The organism is Anaerolineae bacterium, from assembly GCA_011176535.1.
GTDB lineage: Bacteria > Chloroflexota > Anaerolineae > Anaerolineales > DRMV01 > DUEP01.
This window is the reverse complement of the sequence record DUEP01000018.1, coordinates 1-20023: the sequence shown is the minus strand read 5'-3', so window position 1 is coordinate 20023 and position 20023 is coordinate 1. Positions and strand designations below refer to the sequence as shown.

The 20023-nt window shown below is 66.3% G+C and carries 18 protein-coding genes; 15 read left to right on the top strand and 3 right to left on the bottom strand.

Annotation, left to right across the window (positions count from 1 at the left end):
• Window positions 1–72: 72 nt before the first annotated feature.
• The 7 genes from G4O04_03535 to hisB all read left to right on the top strand — a co-directional run bounded on the left by G4O04_03535 (window position 73) and on the right by hisB (window position 8540).
• Window positions 73–375 (top strand): transposase family protein, encoded by a 303-nt coding sequence (locus tag G4O04_03535; GenBank protein ID HEY57602.1) that lies wholly within the window; start codon window positions 73–75, stop codon window positions 373–375.
• Window positions 376–1246: 871 nt separating this feature from the next.
• On the top strand, window positions 1247–2239 hold the full coding sequence (hisG, locus tag G4O04_03530; GenBank protein ID HEY57601.1) for an ATP phosphoribosyltransferase: 993 nt from the start codon (window positions 1247–1249) through the stop codon (window positions 2237–2239).
• 30 nt (window positions 2240–2269) lie between these two features.
• Window positions 2270–3637: a histidinol dehydrogenase gene (gene hisD / locus G4O04_03525; GenBank protein ID HEY57600.1), complete on the top strand. Its 1368-nt coding sequence runs from the start codon at window positions 2270–2272 to the stop codon at window positions 3635–3637.
• A 456-nt stretch (window positions 3638–4093) separates the two neighbouring features.
• A complete protein-coding gene (locus G4O04_03520; GenBank protein HEY57599.1) occupies window positions 4094–5368 on the top strand; it encodes an aminotransferase class I/II-fold pyridoxal phosphate-dependent enzyme in 1275 nt (424 codons plus the stop codon).
• A 2-nt stretch (window positions 5369–5370) separates the two neighbouring features.
• Window positions 5371–6789, top strand: a complete 1419-nt coding sequence (locus G4O04_03515; protein HEY57598.1) for an aspartate kinase, monofunctional class — start codon at window positions 5371–5373, stop codon at window positions 6787–6789.
• A 60-nt stretch (window positions 6790–6849) separates the two neighbouring features.
• Window positions 6850–7950: an aspartate-semialdehyde dehydrogenase gene (asd, locus tag G4O04_03510; GenBank protein HEY57597.1), complete on the top strand. Its 1101-nt coding sequence runs from the start codon at window positions 6850–6852 to the stop codon at window positions 7948–7950.
• Complete coding sequence (gene hisB, locus G4O04_03505) at window positions 7947–8540, top strand: imidazoleglycerol-phosphate dehydratase HisB (GenBank protein ID HEY57596.1); 594 nt, start codon at window positions 7947–7949, stop codon at window positions 8538–8540. The genes asd and hisB overlap by 4 nt, the downstream gene beginning before the upstream one ends.
• A gap of 41 nt (window positions 8541–8581) precedes the next feature.
• Here the strand turns inward: hisB and G4O04_03500 are convergent, their stop codons facing one another.
• Window positions 8582–9490, bottom strand: coding sequence for a DMT family transporter (locus G4O04_03500; protein ID HEY57595.1), 909 nt, complete (start codon window positions 9488–9490; stop codon window positions 8582–8584).
• A gap of 140 nt (window positions 9491–9630) precedes the next feature.
• Here G4O04_03500 and G4O04_03495 point away from each other — a divergent pair, with 140 nt between their 5' ends.
• Genes G4O04_03495 through hisA form a run of 4 tightly spaced genes read left to right on the top strand, consistent with a single transcriptional unit; the run spans window position 9631 to window position 12182 of the window.
• A complete protein-coding gene (locus G4O04_03495; GenBank protein HEY57594.1) occupies window positions 9631–10242 on the top strand; it encodes a class I SAM-dependent methyltransferase in 612 nt (203 codons plus the stop codon).
• Window positions 10239–10868 carry an imidazole glycerol phosphate synthase subunit HisH gene (hisH, locus tag G4O04_03490; protein ID HEY57593.1) on the top strand — a complete coding sequence of 210 codons (630 nt, stop codon included), beginning with the start codon at window positions 10239–10241 and terminating at the stop codon, window positions 10866–10868. The genes G4O04_03495 and hisH overlap by 4 nt, the downstream gene beginning before the upstream one ends.
• 24 nt (window positions 10869–10892) lie before the next feature.
• Window positions 10893–11396 carry a methylglyoxal synthase gene (locus G4O04_03485; GenBank protein HEY57592.1) on the top strand — a complete coding sequence of 168 codons (504 nt, stop codon included), beginning with the start codon at window positions 10893–10895 and terminating at the stop codon, window positions 11394–11396.
• 42 nt (window positions 11397–11438) lie between these two features.
• On the top strand, window positions 11439–12182 hold the full coding sequence (hisA, locus tag G4O04_03480) for a 1-(5-phosphoribosyl)-5-[(5-phosphoribosylamino)methylideneamino]imidazole-4-carboxamide isomerase (protein HEY57591.1): 744 nt from the start codon (window positions 11439–11441) through the stop codon (window positions 12180–12182).
• Between the two features lie 522 nt (window positions 12183–12704).
• Here the strand turns inward: hisA and G4O04_03475 are convergent.
• Window positions 12705–15152, bottom strand: a complete 2448-nt coding sequence (locus G4O04_03475) for a hypothetical protein (GenBank protein ID HEY57590.1) — start codon at window positions 15150–15152, stop codon at window positions 12705–12707.
• A 208-nt stretch (window positions 15153–15360) separates the two neighbouring features.
• Window positions 15361–15570: a hypothetical protein gene (locus tag G4O04_03470; GenBank protein ID HEY57589.1), complete on the bottom strand. Its 210-nt coding sequence runs from the start codon at window positions 15568–15570 to the stop codon at window positions 15361–15363.
• Between the two features lie 303 nt (window positions 15571–15873).
• Between G4O04_03470 and G4O04_03465 the strand changes: the two genes are divergently transcribed.
• The 4 genes from G4O04_03465 to hypF form a co-directional block, all read left to right on the top strand.
• Entirely contained in the window at window positions 15874–16935 is a 1062-nt protein-coding gene (locus G4O04_03465) for a threonylcarbamoyl-AMP synthase (GenBank protein ID HEY57588.1), read from the top strand.
• Window positions 16936–16971: 36 nt separating this feature from the next.
• On the top strand, window positions 16972–17313 hold the full coding sequence (hypA, locus tag G4O04_03460; GenBank protein ID HEY57587.1) for a hydrogenase maturation nickel metallochaperone HypA: 342 nt from the start codon (window positions 16972–16974) through the stop codon (window positions 17311–17313).
• A gap of 28 nt (window positions 17314–17341) precedes the next feature.
• Window positions 17342–18010, top strand: a complete 669-nt coding sequence (hypB, locus tag G4O04_03455; GenBank protein HEY57586.1) for a hydrogenase nickel incorporation protein HypB — start codon at window positions 17342–17344, stop codon at window positions 18008–18010.
• A gap of 84 nt (window positions 18011–18094) precedes the next feature.
• Window positions 18095–20023 (top strand): carbamoyltransferase HypF (gene hypF, locus G4O04_03450; protein ID HEY57585.1); only part of this gene is annotated, 1929 nt, incomplete at its 3' end.

Below are 20023 nucleotides of genomic sequence, written 5' to 3'. Positions count from 1 at the left end.
GGCTTTTAAAATTCTGACAATGTGGTATACAAAAAGGGCCTTCCTCGTGTCTTGCGAACTTTGAAGGTCAAGATGGCAGGAAAGAAAGGCAAGCGTTCCTTGTTGGAGCAATTGCGTATGATGCCCGCCCCGCGGTCCCGTCATGAGAGGGTATACCCTCGGTACGGCATGTTGGCGGTGCTCATGTTAGCCGCCATGCACGGCGAGAATTCGTTGTTAGGGATGTGGCCACGGGCGAAAGAGCGGGAGCAACGCCTGGTGAACTTCATGCCGTTGGGGTTATGGGCGCGTCCGCATCTTCCCAGCCCGGCGACCTTTTGGCGGGTGGTACGGAAACGGGATGCGGGGGTGCTGGAGGGCGTGGTGCGGGCGTAGGTACTGGGTTGGAAAGGCGAAGCCGCCTATACCCTGGATGGCAAAACGCTGCGGGGGAGCCGACGCCGGCGCGGAGAGCAAGCCTTGCAGGTGCTCACCATGGCGGGGCAAATTTTGCGCGGGGTGGTGGGGCAGCGGGAGGTTGCAGGAGGCGATGAGTTGGCCGCCGCTCTGACCTTGCTGGGTGCCGTTAGCCGGGAAAGGGGTGAGCGCCCATGCGGGCCTGCTGAAAGCCCCCTGGTACAAAAGGTGGTGGAAAAAAGGGGGACTATATCAGCCTGCTGAAGGACAATCAGCCGGTGTTGAAAGCGGCTTTGGAAGATTGGCTCCGTTTCTTCAAAGTGGGATTGGCCACCCCACCGCATTGGCAAAAGGTGGTGAAAGGCCGTGGACGATGGGCGGAACGCCCTTTGTGGATCGCCTTGGTGTGAAGAGGATATGCAGGCCTATCTGGCGACAGCGTTTGGTTGGCCGCAGGCGCCATGGTGTGGCCGGATTGCCCGTCAGCGCCGGCCGTTGTGGCCCTCACGCTCTTGCGAGGCTGGATACCGGCTGCCTATCTTCCGGAGGCCTGTCGCAAAGTTGCCGCTCTGCCGGATGATGGTTTGCCCTTGCTCCCTGCCCCTAAAAAGCCCCGCTTTTTATCCTTTTCCCCTTGCCAGATACGCCAGAACCGCGTATAATCGCCTCATGCTACGCACCACGATGATTCACCACCACCATGGTATGACTACCCCCGCAACCGGGTGGTGGTTGGTGCGTGCGTGGACATAGCTCACAACCATTTTGTGATTTACGCAAACCACCCCCGGTACAACTTGGTGCCGGGGGTTTTCTTTATCCTCTCCCTTCACATCAAAGGATACCGACCATGACGCATTCCCAAATTCGTCTATCCCTCCCCTCCAAGGGACGCTTAGGACAGGCCGCGCTGGATTTTTTGGCCGCGGCCGGGCTGCGGGTGGACAAACCCAACCCCCGCCAATACATCGCCCGCATCCCCGCTCTGCCCGACCTGACCGTGCTCTTCCAGCGCGCCGGCGACATCGTGGTCAGCGTGCGCGACGGCAGCGTGGACTTCGGCATCACCGGGCTCGACCTGGTGGCCGAAAAGCGCGGCGAGAACGGTCAGGTACTCGTGCTCCATGAGGCCCTGGGCTTCGGCCATAGCACGCTCACCCTGGCCGTGCCCGAGGACTGGCCGGTGCATTCCCTGGACGACCTGCGGGCCCACGCGGCGCGCCTGGGCCGGCCGCTGCGGGTGGCCACCAAATTCCCCAACCTGACGGGCGCTTTCCTGAACCGTCACGCCATCCCCCACCGTCTCATCGCCGCCGAGGGCACCTTAGAGACCGCCCCGGCCATCGGCTACGCCGACCTGATCAGCGACCTGGTCTCCAGCGGCCAGACCCTGCGCGACAACCGTCTGCGCCCCCTGTCCGACGGCGCCATCCAACCCTCTCAGGCCGTGCTCATCGCCAACCGCGAGGCGCTGCGCCAGCGCCCCGAAGTGCTGGCCATGGCCCGCCGCCTGCTGGAGTACATCGAAGCCCACCTGCGCGCCCAGGAGAACCTGCTGGTCATCGCCAACATGCGCGGCGAAAGCCCCGAAGCCATCGCCCAACGCATGTTCACCCGCCCCACCATCGGCGGCCTGCAAGGCCCCACCATCAGCCCGGTCTACGTGCGCGAGGGCGGCCCGTGGTACGCGGTCAGCATCGTGGTGCGCCGCGACCAACTGCCCGACGCCATCGCCGACCTGCGCGCCATCGGCGGCAGCGGCATCATCGTCACCCCGGTCACCTACATCTTCGAGGAAGAGCCGCCAAGGTACAAAGCCATGCTGGAAGCGCTGCGGGAATAGCGAATGGCGAACGACGAAAGGAGCGAAACCATGCTACGGATTTATGACGTCCCCACCGCTCGCAAGACCATCCTCAAACGCACACCGCCCGACGAATTCCCGATCAGCGAGCGGGTAAAACAGGGCATCGCCCGGATTTTCGGCGAACCCCTGACTCCGGAGGAGGCTGTGACCCGGATTTTAGGGGATGTCCGCGCCCGAGGGGATACGGCCCTCCGGAAATGGACCCGGAAACTGGATGGGCTGGACCTGGAGGGGTTTGCCGTGCCCCCCGAGGTCTGGCAACAGGCCCTGGGGTCCCTGCCGGAAGCCACCCGCAGGGCGCTGGAAGTCGCCGCGGAGCGCATCCGGGCCTTCCACAAAAAGCAGCCGCTGACCTCATGGATCACCCAGGACCTGGGCGGCACCGTGGGGCAACTCATCCGCCCCATCCCGCGGGTGGGCCTGTATGTCCCCGGCGGCACGGCCCCGCTGCCTTCCACGGTGCTCATGTCGGCCATCCCGGCACGGGTGGCCGGTGTGCCCCAGGTGGTGGTGGTCACCCCACCCCATCGGGGGAACCCCGCCGCGTTCGGCCATGTGCATCCTGCCATTCTGGCCGCCTGCGCCATCGCCGGTGTGGATGCGGTGTACACCCTGGGCGGGGCCCAGGCCATCGCTGCTCTGGCCTACGGCACGGAAAGCGTGCCGGCGGTGGACAAGATTTTCGGCCCGGGCAACCTGTTCGTCACCCTGGCCAAACGCCGCGTGTTCGGTGTGGTGGGCATCGACGGCCTGGCTGGGCCTACCGAGACCCTGGTCATCGCCGATGAAAGCGCCAACCCCGCCTGGGTGGCCGCCGACCTGTTGGCCCAGGCCGAGCACGACTTGTTAGCCTCGGCCATCCTGCTCACCCCCTCGCGCCCTCTGGCCGAGGCTGTGCAGGCTGAAGTGGCGCATCAAATGACTATGCGAAGCCGCGCGGAGATCATCGCCGCCTCCCTGGAACTCCGCGGCGGCATCGTGCTCACCCGCGACCTGGACGAGGCCGTGGACCTGGCCAACGAATACGCCCCCGAGCACCTGGCCCTCTCGGTGCGCGAACCGTGGCGCCTGGCCGAGCGCATCGTCAACGCTGGCGGCGTCTTCCTGGGCGAACACTCCTACGAGGTGCTGGGCGACTACGTGGCCGGCCCCAGCCATGTCATGCCCACCGGCGGCTCGGCGCGTTTCGCTTCACCGCTGAATGTCTGGGACTTCGTGAAGATTGTCAGCCTGGTGGCCCTGGACCCGATCACCGCCAGCGATCTGGCCCCCACGGCCGTCACCCTCGCCGACGCGGAAGGTCTGGATGCCCATGCCGCAGCAGCACGGGCGAGAATAGACAACACTGACCTTGTTGACGCCTCTTCGACATAGCAGCCCCCACCGAAAAAAGAGCAACATGTCGGTGTCAGGATAATAGCGGAGCCTACAGCGGCCCCTCGAGAACGGCAACTCCGCTTCCGTGACCTCATCGGTGCGCACCACCGTCCGTCCGCTCGCCGCAGGGTGAGCGTGATCATCAACGCCCCACCCGAACGGCTCAACTGGCCATCAGCATCGACCCACCAGTACATTTCGGAGCCGCAAACACACACCCGCTTACGATCCGGGGCATCATGATGAATGCGCAACATATCCACCTGGACCACCGCGTCGACCATACCCTGGAGGCTCTGGACCAACAGAGGCTCCGCGTTGACCCCATGAACCGGGTCCATCCCCCTCGCCAGGAACGGGTAGCGCCGCCACAGCACACTCACATCGTCCTGATACACAGCAGCCTTGCGATACCACCACGCGTTCTCTCACATCCGCCGAGAGGTGTACCCTATGACTTCACAAGCCGTTTTCCTTTCCCCCCGGCCGCACCTGGACGCCCTGCCGCCCTACACGCCGGTGCAGCCCTTTGAAGTGCGCGCCGCCCAACTGGGCCGCGCTCCCGAGGACATCGTCAAACTGGACGCCAACGAAAACCCCTACGGCCCCTCGCCGCTGGCCCGCCGCGCATTGGCTGACTTACGCTACGCCCACATCTACCCCGACCCCGAAAGCCGCTCCCTGCGTCAGGCCCTGGCCGCCTTCACCGGTGTACCGGCCGAACATCTGCTGGTGGGTGCCGGCGCTGACGAACTCATCGACCTGCTCATGCGGGTACTGCTCGAACCCGGCGATGCCGTGTTGACCTGCCCGCCCACCTTTGGCATGTACGCCTTCGACGCCCGGCTCAACGCTGCGCGGGTGGTCGAGGTGCCACGGATCTCTCCCCACCCCCGCCGCGCCTCGCCCGGTCTTCGACTGCGCTCGGACCAGACACTCGGCGCGGCCTCCCCCTCCCCTCCCTCGGTAAGGGAGGGGAAGGGAGAAGGGGGAGGGGAGAGCTTCGCCCTCAACCTCGACGCCATCCGCCACGCCGTGGCCGAACACCGCCCCAAACTGCTCTTCCTTGCCACCCCGAACAACCCCGACGGCTCCCTCCCCTCCCCTCAGGTGCTCGACGCCCTGCTCGACCTGCCCACCCTGATCGTGCTGGACGAAGCCTACATCGAGTTCGCGGACGCCGACCTGGGCCGTACCGTCAGCCGCATCACCCAGGTGCCCCAAAGGGAAAACCTCATCGTGCTGCGCACCTTCAGCAAATGGGCCGGGCTGGCCGGGCTAAGGGTGGGGTACGGCGCCTTCCCCGCCTGGTTGATGCCCACGCTATGGAAAGCCAAGCAACCTTACAACGTCAACGTGGCCGCCCAGGAGGCCGCCCGCGCCACGCTGGCCGACCTGGACGAGCGCCGCTTGGTCGTCGCTCACCTGCGCCACGAGCGGGAGCGCCTCTTCCGCGCCCTGCAGGCCATCCCCTATCTGGAGCCGTACCCCAGCCAGGCCAACTTCATCCTCTGCCGTGTGGTGGGGCGGGACGCCGCCGCGTTGCGCCGTCGGCTGGCCGAGGAGCACAGCATCTTGATCCGCTACCTCGCCACGCCGGGCTTAAAGGACCACATCCGCATCTCCGTGGGGCGCCCGCAAGACACCGACCGACTATTGGCGGCTCTCGAACGCCTGACCGAGAAGACCGAGGCCGCTCTGTCATCCTCGAGTAAAGAAGGAGCCTGACCATGCCCCGACCCCTTGTCCTTAAATTCGGCGGCACTTCTGTAGGCGCGCCTGAGGCCATGGGCCAGGCAGCCCAGGTCGTCGCCCAGGCCCGCCGAGAGCACGGCCCGGTGGTGGTCGTCACCTCGGCACTCAACGGCATCACGGACTTGCTCCTCGAAACCACCCGGGCCGCCACCCAGGGCGCCAACGGCAAGCGGGGCGCGGCCGCCGCCGCACGCATCTTGGAAGCCCACCGCGCCATCGCCGCCGCGCTGCTCCCCCCGGACGCCCAGGCGTCTGCCTTGGACGCCGTGCGCCAACGGGTGGAAACGTTTCGGCGGCTGATCTCGGCCATCGCCGTGCTGGGCGAGGTCACGCCTCGGGCTTACGACGCCGTCGCCTCTTTGGGCGAGCGGATGAGCGCGCCTCTCCTGGCCGCGGTGCTCGAGGCCCAGGGCGTTCCCGCTCAAGCCGTGGACGCAACCGAACTGATCGTCACCGATGCCAACTTCCAAAACGCCCAACCCAACCTGGCCGCCTCCACGCCGCGCATCCGAGAGCGCTTGCTGCCTTTGTTGGAACAGGGGATCACCCCCGTGGTCACCGGCTTCATCGGGGCCACCCCCAAGGGGGTCACCACCACTTTAGGCCGTGGCGGCAGCGATTACACCGCTGCTCTGCTGGGCGCGGCCCTGGGCGCCGCCGAGGTGCACATCTACACCGATGTCAACGGGGTGATGAGCGCCGACCCCCGCATCGTGCCCGACGCCCGCACCCTGCCCCGCCTCTCCTATCGCGAGGTGGCCGAACTGGCCTACTTCGGCGCCAAAGTGCTGCACCCCAAAACCATCCGGCCGGTGGTGGAGCGCGGCATCCCATTGCGAGTGCGCAACACCTTCGACCCTGCTGGCCCTGACACCCTCATTGTGACTCAATCCGAATTTGTGCCTGGCACGATCAAGGCCGTTACTTTGATCCGCCACCTGCGCCTGGTCACCGTCGAAGGCCGGGGTATGCTGGGCGTGCCCGGGGTGGCTGCCCGCACTTTCGGCGCCGTGGCCAGCACTGGAACCAGCGTCATCCTGATCACCCAAGCCTCTTCCGAGCAGAGCATCACCTTTGCCTTGCCCGAAGCCTCGGCCTCAATCGTCGCTTCCGCCCTGGAGGAGACCTTCGCCCCGGAAATCGCCTGCCGCGACATCGACCGCATCCTGGTCAGTCCCCCTGTGGCTATCGTCACCGTGGTCGGCGCCGGGATGCAGCAAACCCCCGGCGTAGCGGGTCGCATTTTCACCGCCTTAGGACAGGACGGAGTCAACGTGCTCGCCATCGCCCAGGGCTCCTCCGAGGTGGCCATCAGTTTCGTGGTCGCCGCCACTGACGCCGAAGCCGCCGTGCGCGCGGTGCATAGGCTGACGAAGGCGAAGGGAGAAGAATAAGTGACGAGTGGCGATTAGCGAATCACGGTGTTCCACCCCATCCCCTCACGAGGTGAAGCCATGTCCTACGCGCAATCTTCCAAGATTTCAGCACCTGCACCGTCTGTTCCCATCCCCGTCGCCGTGCTGGGGGCCACTGGCACGGTGGGGCAACGTTTCATCAGCTTGCTGGACGGACACCCCTGGTTCCGCGTGGTGGCCCTCACGGGTTCAGCCCGCCGCCAGGGCCAACGCTATGGCGAGGCCGTGCACTGGCTGCTCTCCGAACCACTGCCCGCCTGGGCCGCTGCGATGCCGTTGCTGCCCACCACGGCCGAGAGCCTGAAAGGCGTGGCGCTGGCCTTCTCGGCCCTGCCCAGCGAGGTGGCCCGCGAGGTCGAGCCACAACTGGCCGCCCAGGGCATCTGGGTATGCTCCAACGCCTCGGCCTTCCGCCGCGAGCCCGATGTCCCCATCTTACTCCCCGAGGTCAACGCCGACCACCTAGCCGTGCTGCGCCAACAGCAGGCCAACCGTGGCTGGAAGGCCGGCATCGTCACCAACTCCAACTGCACCAGCAGCGGCCTGAGCGTGGTCCTCAAAGCCCTCGACGCCGCCTTCGGCCTGAAGGCCGCCTTCGTGGCCTCCATGCAGGCGATTTCCGGGGCCGGTTACCCTGGTGTCGCCTCGCTGGACATCGTGGGCAATGTCCTCCCTTACATCAAAGGGGAAGAGGAGAAAGTGGAATGGGAACCGCGCAAAATGCTGGGCGCGGTCACCCCCCAGGGGATCCGGTTGAAGGATCTGCGGATATCGGCCCACACCAACCGGGTCCCGGTGGTGGACGGCCACACCGTGGTGGCTTCCGTCTCCCTGGAGCATCCCCCCCAGGACCCCGAGGAAGCGGTCCGCGTCCTGGAGGCCTACCAGCCCCCGGAGATCGCCCGCGACCTCCCCTCCACCCCCCGCCCGGTGATGGCGGTGCGCCGCGAACCGGACCGGCCCCAACCGCGCCTGGACGCCTCGACGGGGAGCGGCATGACCACCGTGGTAGGGCGGGTGCGTTCCGACCCCATCTGGGACCTGAAATTCGTGGTGGTCTCCCACAACACCGTGCGCGGCGCGGCCGGCGGGGCCGTCTACAACGCCGAGTTGCTCGTGGCGCAAGGATGGATACGATGAACGCACGCCAGGCCGAAATCCAACGCCAAACCTCGGAAACCCGCATTGCCATCCGCCTGAACCTGGACGGTCGCGGCCAGCACCGCATCGCCACAGGATTGCCCTTTCTCGATCACATGCTGCGTCATCTGGCCGTACACGGGCTGTTTGACCTCACCGTCGACGCCAAAGGCGATTTGGAAATCGACCCCCATCACACCGTGGAGGATGTGGCGCTCACCCTGGGCCAGGCTTTCGACCAGGCCCTGGGCGACCGCCGGGGCATCGTGCGCATGGGACACGCTTATGCGCCCATGGACGAGACCCTGGCTTTCGTGGCCGTAGACCTCTCCGGACGCCCCTATGCCGTGGTGCGTGCGCGCTGGCATGGCCCCAGCGTGGGCGGCATCCCCAACAGCCTGTGGTCGCACTTCCTGGAATCCTTCACCGTGACCGCCCGCTGCAACCTGCACGCCCGGGTGCTCTACGGACGCGACGACCATCACCAGGTCGAAGCCCTGTTCAAAGCCCTGGCCCGTGCCCTGGACGCCGCCACCGCCCTGGACCCCCGCCGCGGCGGGGCCATCCCTTCCACCAAAGGAGCGTTGTAACCCTCGTCAATCGCAATACGCAAATCGTCTTTCGCCATTCGCTACTCCTTCCTCGCCTGGAGCCACAGATACCCCGACACCGTGACCAGCACCAGCACCGCGCCCAGCCACTGCCAGGGGGTGGCCAGCCGCTCCCCCAACAACCCCCAGCCCAGGGCAATGGCCGAAACCAGGCGCAAGGGCATCAGGCTGGTGATGAGCGCGGCATTGGCCCCACTGAGGGCGGTGACCTGGAGCACATTGCCCAGCATGAACACCCCGCCAATGACCCACAGCACGACCAGCCACCCAGTGGAACTGACATGCCGCCAGGGCGACCAGGACTCCCCCGTCAGCAGGCCCAAAAAGAGATAAGTGAGACTCATCGCCAGCCCCTGTTGCACCATGATCAGACCCCGCCCGGCCTCCCGGCGGCTGCTACGGCGAACCAACTGAAAGTAAGTCGCCAGGGCCAGCATGGAGAGCCCGGCTACGCCCAGACCAAGAACATCTTGCGAGGTGAACCCCGCCCAAATATCGCCCCAATCCTCGATCAGCGTCAGCGCAGCGCCCAGCGTGGAAAGGGCCAGGGCCTGGTAAGTGTACGGAGGCGTCGGCTCACCAAAGAACAGGGTGCCCAGAATGGCCACCGCGAAAGGCGTCATCAGATAGATCAACTGCACCCAAGTGGCGTGAGTCAGGTCGATGGCAAAGAGATTGGTCACCGAACGCAGCACCACGAAAAAAGCCAGCGCCCACAGCACCTTCTCATAAAAAAGAAAACGGATCACCTCGCCAGAGGAGCGCTTTTCCTCCCGCCACATGATCCACAATCCGACCCCTGTGGAGGACGTCGTGGCCAGCAGCAACAAAGAAAACTTGGGCACTTCCATCAGGGCGCGTTTGGCCGTGGGTGGATAACTCCCCCACACCAACTGCGCCAACAGGCCCAACCACACATATTTGGTCAACCGACCGAGGGGCATCCTTCTGCCTGGCTGCTCTGTCACGGCCCCCATGATAGCACACCCCGCGCGCAGCGGAAAACCCGTTCTCCCTTCTCCTTTGCAGTACAATGGAAACACCTTTTTCAAGAGGAAACCAAGGCCCTATGCTTTCGCTCAAACCCCTCCTCGCCCAGTTGCCCACAGCGCGTTCCACCCGCGCCTACGCCTTTGGCCTGGCCCATCTGCCCTCCCTGCCCCCAGGCCCGGTGCTGGAAATCGGCACCGGGCAGGGTTACGGCGCGGCGTACCTCAGCCGCACATTGCCTGAGCGGCAGGTGGTAAGCATTGACATCACCTACCAATGCTTCCAGCCCGAACGGCTCGTCTTCGGCCCACGACGTCCCTGGTGGGTACAGGCCAGCGCCCCAGCGTTGCCTTTCGCCGCCTCCACCTTTGCCCTGGCAACCCTGGTGATGACCTTCCACTGTCTGCCGGAACCCCAGAAAGTGCTCGCCGAAATCTTTCGGGTGCTGCGCCCTCAGGGGGTGCTGCTGCTGGCGGATGTGGACGGCACACACTGGGTGGCGCCCTGGTTCGAACGGGTGGAGCACTGGGGCGGCATCAGTCGACTGACCCACGCCTACACGCCAGCGGAGATCATCGCCCTGGGACAAGGCGTTGGCTTTCCCGAGCCCACACGGCACCGGCGTAAGCCTAAGGGTTTTCTGGTGTGGTATCTCTTTCGCAAACCCCTGGCACAAGGAGAGAACCCATGAAATCTGCTGTGGTGCTCATCGACGCCGGTACCGGCAACCTGCGCTCCGTGCACAAAGCCCTGGAAGCGGTGGGGGCCTCGGTCACCCGCACCACCGACCCGGAAACCGTGCGGCGTGGCCAGCGGCTGGTGCTGCCCGGCGTGGGCGCTTTCGGCGACTTCATGGACGGATTGCGCCAAAGCGGCCTGCAAGAGGCTGTGCTGGAAAGCCTACAACGCGGCGCACTTCTGTTGGGCATCTGTGTCGGGATGCAGGCGCTCTTTGAAATCGGCGAAGAAATGGGCATCCATCAAGGGCTGGGATTGTTGCCCGGTCGGGTGGTGGCCTTCCCCCCGGAGATCCGGAACAAAGGGCTGAAGATCCCTCACACGGGCTGGAACTTCGTCCATTGGACGCGGGAAAACCCCCTCATGTCCGGCCTGGAAGCGGGAGGATACGCTTATTTCAATCACTCGTTCTATTGCGCTTCGACCCATAAGGCAGACATAATCGCCGAAACCGACTACGGCCTGCGCTACGCCAGCGCGGTGTGGCGCGAGAACTTCCTCGGCGTGCAGTTCCACCCCGAAAAGAGCCAGCGCTTTGGCCTGCAAGTGTTGAAGAACTTCCTGCACTGGCCAGGATGAGTCACCCACAAAAGGAGAGGCCCGATGGACAACGACTATTTCCAGATCCCCCTGCGCACCCAAAAGCATATCGCCCTGGTTGCCCACGATGGGCGCAAAAAGGACTTGCTGGAATGGGTGGCCTTCAACCAAGGGACCCTGAGCAAACACATCCTGTACGCCACGGGCACCACCGGCGCCCTCATCGAAAAGGCGACGGGGCTTTCGGTGCATCGCCTCAAGAGCGGCCCTTTTGGCGGCGATCAGCAACTGGGGGCGCTCATCGCCGAAGGCGACATCGATCTGCTCATCTTTTTCTGGGACCCTCTGGAGCCTCAGCCGCACGACCCCGATGTGAAAGCCCTGTTGCGCATCGCCGTGCTCTACAACATTCCCACGGCCTCCAACCGGGCCACGGCGGACTTTCTCATTGCCTCGCCCCTGCTCAACGAACCCTACACCCGGTTGATCCCCAACTATCAAAAGCGCATCAAGCGGCCCGACTTCATCCAGCACATCTTCGACGACCTGCCTGCCAAGGAGGACTGAACGCCCATGGGCACGAAACCCCATCCTCCCCAGGACGCCGACATGTTCACCCTTTACCCTGCCATCGATCTGCGCCAGGGGCGGGTGGTGCGCCTGCGCCAGGGCGACCCCTCCCGCCAAAAGGTGTACGCCGACGATCCAGCGGCCATCGCCCAGCGCTGGCTCGCGGAAGGCGCCCGCTGGCTGCATGTGGTCAACCTCGACGGCGCTTTCGGCCAGGAGGATGCCGCCAACCGCGCCGCTTTGCAGGCCATCTTGCGCGTGGCCGCCCGCTTTCACGCCCAGGTGCAGTTCGGCGGCGGCCTGCGTAGCCTGGACGCCGTGGCCCAGGTCCTGAATCTAGGGGTGGCCCGCGTGGTGCTGGGCACCTTGGCCGCCCGCCGGCCAGGGGTCGTGGCCGAGGCCTTGCGCCATTGGGGGCCGGCACGCGTCGCCGTGGGCATCGATGCCCGCGACGGACGGGTGCAGGTGAGCGGCTGGGCCGAGAGCACCGACCTGGACGCCGTGGCCTTCGCCCGGCGTTTGGCCGCGACGGGCCTGCGCACCGTGATCTTCACCGACATCCGCCGCGATGGACTGCAGACCGGCCTGGCCCTGGAAGCCACCGTGACCCTTCAACGGGCCAGCGGGCTGGCGGTCATCGCCTCGGGCGGCGTCGCCACGCTGCACGACCTGCGCGCGGCCCAACGGGCCGGGCTGGCCGGGGTCATCGTCGGCCGCGCGCTGTACGAAGGTACGTTCAGCGTGGCCGAGGCCTTGACTTCCCTGGGCGCCTCCGCTGCGTAACGCCCGGCGCGGCACCTCCCCAACTTTGCTCGTCCATCATCCTGATTTCCGGGAGGTGCTAATGCCTCCCCCCCACCGAGGATCGCTCAAAGAGAAAAAACGGCCCCGCGGGTTTTCGACGAGGCCCAACGCCGCATGCCAAGCGCGACGGAGCGCCGGATCGAGGCCATCCGCGCCCGTGACCCCGAAATCGTGGCTGCCCTCTACGCCCCTGAGGCCGTCTTTTGGGGCGCCGCTTCCCTTATCGCCGCACCCCTCAAGGGGAACGGCAGATCAGCGAACATCACTCCTCCCACATGCCCTAACCACGCGCCAAGGAAAGGGGCTCGAGCGGCCCAAGGTGACGCCCGGCAGCGGAGATAGAGCACGCCTTTTGGCATAAGCAAGGCCCTCTAGCCCACCTGCTCTCCTCCTGCGGCCCCCGCCCCTCTCTTCCCGAGGGCGTGGGGGATGAAGGGCAGGAGGGGGAGAAAGAAGCCACGGCGACCGAGGGGAGCAGCGGGCGTTTCCCCACCGGCGGGGTTAGGAAAGCACGGAGCGGGCCTGTTGCACCAGCCTCTCGTCGGGATCCAGGCCGGCTGCCCGGCACGCCGTGAGGTAAGCCGCCAACAAGTCTCCCAACAAGGCGCCCAGGGCCTGGGGCCACGCCCGGGCCCAGGGCAGCAGGTGCTGCAGGCCTTCTCGCAAGGCCGCGGCCGCTTCGGCGGGACGGCCGGCTTGCAGCAGCACCAGGCCGTGTGCTCCCAAGCTCCTGGCCAGGTCGGGCAGGAAGGCATCGGGGTTCTCCTCGGCCAGCTGCCGGTACAGCGCCACCGCCTCCTGRGTGGCGGCCAGGGCCTYYTCCCGCCGGCCCAGGGCGCTCCAGGCCACCCCCAGGTTGCTGAGGGCCGCGGCCCGGTCTTCCGGGGTGGCGGCCAGGCGGACCCGGGCCTGGGCGTAGTGCACCCAGGCCTCCCGCAAGTGCAGGGTGGCCTGGGGCTCCGGCGGCAGCAGGGCCGCCCAGGCCCAGAGCCAGGCGGCTCGCTCCGGGCCTTCCATGGCCCGCGCCCGGGCCTCCATGACCGCGAACAAGGCCCGGCTCAGGGCCGCGGCCGCGTCCCGGTACGCCCGGTCCGATGCCGGGTACCCGGCCAGGCGCTCCACCAGGCGCACCACCCGGGCCGCCTGGTGCAGAACCCTTGCGGGTTCCTCTTGGAAGGGCAAAGAGGCCCGCAGCAGGGCCTCCAGCCTACGCCCCTGCCGGGCCAGCACCCAATCGGCCAGGGGGTCGGGGGTGAGGGGCGAGAGCCAGGCCTCCCCTTGGGGGTCGGGCGGGACCAGACGGGGCAGGACGTGGGCCAGTTTCTCCCGGAGCTCCCGTTCCTCGCGCGTCGGTTCGCGGCGGGCTTCCCCATCCAGGGCCTGCCAGAAGGCCCGCACCTCGGAGGGTCCGGCGAAGGCCCGGCCCAGGGTCACGGCCACCAGGGCCTCTTCCACACGCCCCATGGCCTGCTCCATGAGCCAATTCTCCCCCTGCACGCGGGGGAACAGCCGGCCGAGGGCGTCCCACCACTTGCGCCGTTCCCGCGCCCAGACGGCCTCGTACAGGGCCCTTTCTTCCTCGCTTTGGGGGACCTGACGGCCCCAGGCCGCCAGGTAGGCCAACAGCACCAGGGCCAGGGGGCGGCGGGGCAGCGCCTCCTGGGGATAGGTAACCTCAGGGACGGAGGCGGGCACGAGCAGCCGCTTCCGAAAGGCCTCCCGCGCGGCCTGGAAGAAGGCCGCCCGTTCCTCCTGGGCCGCCTGGGGTAAGGCGTGGGTCCGACGGGTTTGCGCCAAATGGCTCCGCAGGGGCTGGTGGCCCCGGGTGGACCAATGCTGCAAGACGCGCTCCAGGGAGGTCGGGGGCTCTCCGGGTGGAGCAGGGCCGTGTCGGGTGAGGAAGACCAGGGCCAGGGGCACGGTGCGCCGGTCGGCCTCGTGCACCACGGCCGTCAGGAGGTGGTCGAGGGTGGTTTCGGAGAAGCTCTCCGCGTAATCCACCACCAGCAGGGTGGGCAGGGGTGGGTGGGCCCAGAAGCGGGCATACCGGCGGACCTGCTCCTCTGTGTCCGGGGCGAGGGGAACCCAGGCGGCCTGCCAACCGTGGTCCTTCAGCGCCACCGCGACCTCCACCAGGAGCCGGGTCTTGCCCGCGCCCCCGGGGCCGTGGACCCAGGCCAGGCCGGCCCGGCCGGAGGCCTGCGCCAGGTCCAGGGCCCAGTCCACCAGCTCGTCCCGCAGCCGGTGGAAGGCCCGGCCCTGGTAGGGCACCAAGCGGTACGGGGCCTTGAGTTCGTGCAAGGTGAAGGGGCCTTCCCGGATCCGAGGCCGGACCGCGGGGTGGAGCGCGGCCCAGGCCCGCTGCTCCTCCTGGGCTTCCAGGGCCTCCATCACCGCCAAGGCGGTGGCCGCGGGCAGACGGTCCAGATCCCGGGCCAGGGCCTCCAGCCGGTCCTGGATCTCCCGGACCACCAGGTCCCGCAGGGCCTCCCGCCACGAGGGCTGCTTCCAGAGGTAGGCCCACACCAGTTCCAGATAGCGCTTCCCCGCCTGTTTCCGCACCGCCTCAGGGAGGGAGGCGGGCAGGTGAGAGAGCACGGCCCGGAAGAGGGGGTGAGGGTCGGCCTGGTCCAGGGCCGCGCGAAGGGCCTCTTGCAAGGAAGGCAAGTCGCGCAAGGGGAGTTGACCGGGCGCGAGGGCCTGGGCCAGGTGCTGCCACGCCTCGTGCATGTCCGGGGCCCATTGGGCATATAGCTGGGCCTCCTGGGCCAGGCGGTCCGCGGCCGTGTTCAGGGCATCCTGGAGGGCCCGGTGGGCCCGGCGCTGCTCCAGGTATTGGGCGGCCTCGTTGACTGCTTCCTCGGCCAGGGAGGTCCCGGGCAGGCCCAAGGCGCCCAAGGCCTTGAGAAGCCACACGATCAAGCCGTGGATGTCCTTGTGGTCAACCATCGCACTCCTTCGTATTAGGAGTTACGCAGTCGCCGGGAGGGTAATGGTAGGCTGAGCGAGACAAGCCCGAATGACCAAACCCATATGGTTGCGCTGCGCCTTCTCCACACCGAATTGGCCTCGTTCAATGCCGGTGAACGGTTTCAAGCCTTGGGGCACCCTTCCATCTGCCACACCCACCGCGCATATGCCACCGCCTCTACGACACTTATGTCCAACCGGCCGGTCGCCCGGTATTCCTCGCCACCGTCTTGAATCCTTTCACCCGGCCGTAGCCTTTCAAATCCATCTTCCTCCCGGGGGGCGGGATGTAGTAGGCATCATGCGCCGGCGCATAGGGCGCCCCGGCTTGAATCCGCGCCGCTTCGGTGGTGCTCAACACCTTCCGGGCGGCCATGAGAAACTGTATATGGTCCAATTCATCCACCTTAGGTGCGTTCAATACCTTTCATTTTACTCGAACTGCGTCAGTCCTACTTATGATAAAGGAGCAAGCGGGAAGTGTCAAAAGGAGCGCAAGGGCGCCGTTCCCAGCGCAGCCAGCAAGGGGTCCAAGGCAGCATCTGCCGCAGGCCTGGTGGCAAGGCGGGCGGCCGCCTCCGGCAGCGCAGAGCCAAGTTGCCCTGTCTACGGGTCGGTGGTCATCCCCTCTTTTGCAGGCTGTGATAAGATATTCTGGAAAGGAGGCCTTGTGAAACGCCTGACAACCCGTATTTGGCAAGTGCATCCCGAGCGGCCCGATCCCCAGCGCATCGCCCAGGCCGCCGAAATCCTCCGCCGCGGCGGGCTGGTCGCCTTCCCCACCGAGACTGTTTACGGCCTGGGGGCCAATGCGCTGGACGCGCGGGCGGTGCAGCGCATCTTTGCCGCCAAAGGACGCCCCAGTCACGATCCGCTCATCGTGCATGTCGCCACAGCAGAAGACCTCCAACAGGTCGCCCGCGAAGTCTCCTCGTTGGCCGAGCAGTTGACACGCACCTTCTGGCCCGGCCCGCTGACCTTGGTGCTCCCCAAGGCATCCGCCATCCCCGATGAGGTCACCTCAGGGCGCCCCACCGTGGCCGTGCGTTGCCCCGCCCACCCGGTGGCCCTGGCGCTGATTCGCGCGGCCAGCGTGCCCATCGCCGCCCCCAGCGCCAACCGCTTCGGCCACACCAGCCCCACCACGGCCCAACATGTGCTGGATGACCTCGGTGGCCAGATCGACCTCATCCTGGACGCCGGTCCCACTCCCGTGGGGGTCGAATCCACCGTGCTGGACCTCACCCAAAGGCCACCGGTGATCCTGCGTCCCGGCGGCCTCCCCAAAGAGACCTTGGAGGCCCATATCGGGGAAGTGGGTTTGGCAGACGGGGTAACCGCACCGGGGCCTGCCCCCTCTCCGGGCATGTTGCCCCGCCATTACGCCCCCAACACCCCCCTGTGGCTCTTTTTAGGCTCGCGAATGTGGGCTCTGCACGCCATGGACGGGATCAGCCGCCGCTGGCTGACCGCCGGTCGCAAAGTGGGCGTGCTGGTCAGCGACAAGGACCGCGAATACTGGAGCAACGCCGCCGTGACCATGGAAAGCCTGGGCGCCGAGGGCGACTACACCGCCATGGCGCAGCGACTGTACAGCGCCCTGCGCGAACTGGACGCCGCCGGGCTGGATCTGATCCTGACCCGGGACTTCGGCGGCGAGGGATTGGGCCTGGCCATCCGCGATCGCCTGGTGCGGGCCGCCGTGCGGGTCATCCGTCCCGGCGAGGAGCGGTCCGAGGCGTTGTTGCCCGACCAGACTTAGCCGCTGCATGAACTGCCTTCCCAGGCACCTCCACCCATGCACGAACTGCCGTTCGTCCAAAACCTGCTGCGCATTGCGCTGGAACACGCCAAGAAAGCCGGAGCCAAACGCATCCTGGCCCTTCATCTGGTCATCGGCCAGATGTCCACCATTGTGGACGACGCCGTCCAGTTCTACTGGGACATTCTCACCCAGGGCACCATGGCCGAAGGGGCAAAACTGCACTTCCGTCGGGTGCCCGCTGTGTTCCGCTGTCAGATTTGCGGGCATTCCTACTCCCCCGACGGGGAGCACCTGGCCTGCCCGCAATGCGGCAGCAGCCGGGTCCAACTCATCCAGGGGGACGAATTCCGTCTGGAAAGTATGGATGTAGAATAGAGGCAGCCCTTTCCTCAAGGAGGCCACCATGAGCCAGCGCGTTCCCGTTGTCGAGAACATTCTCAAGGCCAACGATCAGTTGGCCCAGACCAACCGCGCCTTGCTGGACAAAACCCACACCTTCGCGATCAATTTCATGGCCTCTCCAGGCGCAGGGAAAACCTCGGTGATCCTGCGGACCGTGGAAGCCCTCAAAGGAAAATACCGACTGGCCGGCATCGACGGCGATATTGCCTCCACCCTGGACGCGGACCGCATCGCCGCTACGGGCATCCCGGCTGTGCAGATCAACACAGGCGGGGCCTGTCACCTGGACGCGGTCATGGTGCAAAACGCCCTCCCCAAGATTGACCTTGACCACACCGATGTGCTCATCATCGAAAATGTGGGGAACCTAATTTGCCCGGCCAACTTTCCCCTGGGCGTCCACCTCAATGTGCTCATCGCTTCGGTTCCGGAGGGGGACGACAAGCCCTACAAATACCCGCCTATGTATCGCGGCGTTCAGGCCCTGTTGCTCAACAAAACCGACCTCCTACCTTATTTCGACTTCGATGTGCCGCGTTTTCGCCAGGGCGTCGAGGCCCTCAACCCCGGTCTGGCTTTCTTCCCCGTCTCAGCCAAAACGGGGGACGGTTTCGACCGGTGGCTCGCCTGGCTGCAAGAGCAGATTGACGCCTATCTGGGTTCTGTATAACCTGATCCTCACCAAGGGCAGGGCTTGCGCCCGAAATTACCGCAGCCCAGGCGCTCTCCCTATCATCAAGGAAAGGTTCCGGGCATGCCCGCCGAGCACTTTCATGTTGACGGGATTGTCCAGGGGGTCGGTTTTCGCCCCTTTGTCTACCGTCTTGCCCGGCGGTACGGACTGCGCGGCTGGGTGCGCAACCACACCCGCGGCGTGGACATTGCCGTGGCCGGCCCCCAGGCAGCCCTCGACGCCTTCGCGCTTGCCCTGCAGGCCGAGGCCCCACCGCTGGCCCAAATCCGCCAAATCACCCGCTCCCTCATCCCCGAATCCGGCCTGGACGGCGACTTTCGCATCCTGCACAGCGAGGCGGAGGAGGGCTTCACCCTGGTTTCACCCGATGTGGCCACCTGCCCGGATTGCCTGCGGGAACTGTTCGACCCCAGCGACCGGCGGTACCGCTACCCCTTCATCAACTGCACCAACTGCGGGCCGCGTTTCAGCATCATCCGCGCCCTTCCCTACGACCGGCCTCAAACCACCATGGCCGCCTTCACCATGTGCCCCGCCTGCCAGGCGGAGTACGATGACCCTCTGAACCGCCGTTTCCACGCCCAACCCAACGCCTGCCCGACCTGCGGCCCACATCTGTGGTTTGAGACCGCCGACCGGAGGCTCACTGTTCGCGGCTCGGACAAAGCCCTGACCACCGCGGCCCGTTGGCTGCGGGAAGGGCGCATCGTGGCCGTCAAAGGCCTGGGCGGGTTTCACCTGGCCTGCGACGCCACAGACACCCAGGCCGTGCAAAGGCTGCGGGAACGTAAGACACGGCCCCATAAACCCCTGGCCCTTATGATGCACGACCTGGAGATGGTACGGGGCTATTGCCGCCTGACCCCAGACGAAGAAGCCCTTCTCACCTCTCCTTCTGCGCCCATTGTGCTGCTGGAGCCTTTACCAGGAAACGACCTCTCGCCTCTGGTGGCCCCCGGACAACGGCGGGTGGGGGTGATGCTCCCTTACACGCCGCTGCACCATCTTCTCCTCCACGAGGTCCAACGCCCCCTGGTGATGACCAGCGGCAACCGCCGGGACGAGCCCATCGCCCGCACCAACGAGGAAGCACGGGCCAACCTCGCCGGCCTGGCCGACGCTTTTCTCTGGCACAATCGCCCCATCTATAACCGGGTGGACGATAGCGTGTGGGCCGTCACCGCCTTGGGTCCCATGCCCATCCGCCGCTCCCGAGGATACGCTCCGCAACCCATCGAGGTCCCCGTGGAGGCCCCCACACCCGTGCTGGCTACGGGGGGCGAAATGAAAAACACCTTTTGCCTGCTGGCGCGGGACCTGGCCTTCCTCAGCCAACACATCGGCGAGTTGGAACTGGCCGAGACCTGGGCCTTTTTCACGGAAAGCGTGGCCCGGTATCAGGAACTTTTCGGCATCACACCCGGCCTGATCGCCCACGACATGCATCCCGACTTCACCGTGACTGCCCTGGAGGCGTTGCAGGACCTGGCCCCCGGCGCGCGGCCCGTACCCGTGCAACACCACCATGCCCATATCGCCGCCTGCCTGGCCGAAAACGGGGTCACCGGCCCGGCGATCGGCGTGGCGCTGGACGGCACCGGCTACGGCCCCGACGGCACCATCTGGGGGGGCGAAATCCTGGTGGCTTCGCTGCGCCGGTATCATCGGGTGGGCCGCTGGCAGGTGTTCCCTCTTCCCGGCGGCGAAGCGGCCATCCGCCAGCCCCTCCGCATCGCCTTAGGGCTGCTGGGGTTGCTCTATAGCGAACCGCCTACCCTCCCCCTGCTTGAGGGGGTGGCCCCCCTGCTGCGTCACACCCTGTCCCGGCAGGTTCAACGGAAGATCAACACGCCCCTGACCTCCAGTTGTGGTCGCCTGTTCGACGCCGTGGCCGCGCTGCTGGGCGTGCGGGAAAGCATCACCTACGAAGGCCAGGCCGCCATCGAGTTGGAAACCCTGGCGGCCACCGCCTGGCCGGCCGCGCCGTTC

Bases quoted from the DNA above. Each gene is read 5' to 3' on its own strand.
- hisG (HEY57601.1), top strand. From the start codon at position 1,247: ATGACGCATTCCCAAATTCGTCTATCCCTCCCCTCCAAGGGACGCTTA.
- G4O04_03495 (HEY57594.1), top strand. From the start codon at position 9,631: ATGCTTTCGCTCAAACCCCTCCTCGCCCAGTTGCCCACAGCGCGTTCC.
- G4O04_03535 (HEY57602.1), top strand. From the start codon at position 73: ATGGCAGGAAAGAAAGGCAAGCGTTCCTTGTTGGAGCAATTGCGTATG.
- hypA (HEY57587.1), top strand. From the start codon at position 16,972: ATGCACGAACTGCCGTTCGTCCAAAACCTGCTGCGCATTGCGCTGGAA.
- hypB (HEY57586.1), top strand. From the start codon at position 17,342: ATGAGCCAGCGCGTTCCCGTTGTCGAGAACATTCTCAAGGCCAACGAT.
- G4O04_03520 (HEY57599.1), top strand. From the start codon at position 4,094: ATGACTTCACAAGCCGTTTTCCTTTCCCCCCGGCCGCACCTGGACGCC.
- hisA (HEY57591.1), top strand. From the start codon at position 11,439: ATGTTCACCCTTTACCCTGCCATCGATCTGCGCCAGGGGCGGGTGGTG.
- G4O04_03485 (HEY57592.1), top strand. From the start codon at position 10,893: ATGGACAACGACTATTTCCAGATCCCCCTGCGCACCCAAAAGCATATC.
- hisD (HEY57600.1), top strand. From the start codon at position 2,270: ATGCTACGGATTTATGACGTCCCCACCGCTCGCAAGACCATCCTCAAA.
- G4O04_03515 (HEY57598.1), top strand. From the start codon at position 5,371: ATGCCCCGACCCCTTGTCCTTAAATTCGGCGGCACTTCTGTAGGCGCG.
- hisH (HEY57593.1), top strand. From the start codon at position 10,239: ATGAAATCTGCTGTGGTGCTCATCGACGCCGGTACCGGCAACCTGCGC.
- hisB (HEY57596.1), top strand. From the start codon at position 7,947: ATGAACGCACGCCAGGCCGAAATCCAACGCCAAACCTCGGAAACCCGC.
- asd (HEY57597.1), top strand. From the start codon at position 6,850: ATGTCCTACGCGCAATCTTCCAAGATTTCAGCACCTGCACCGTCTGTT.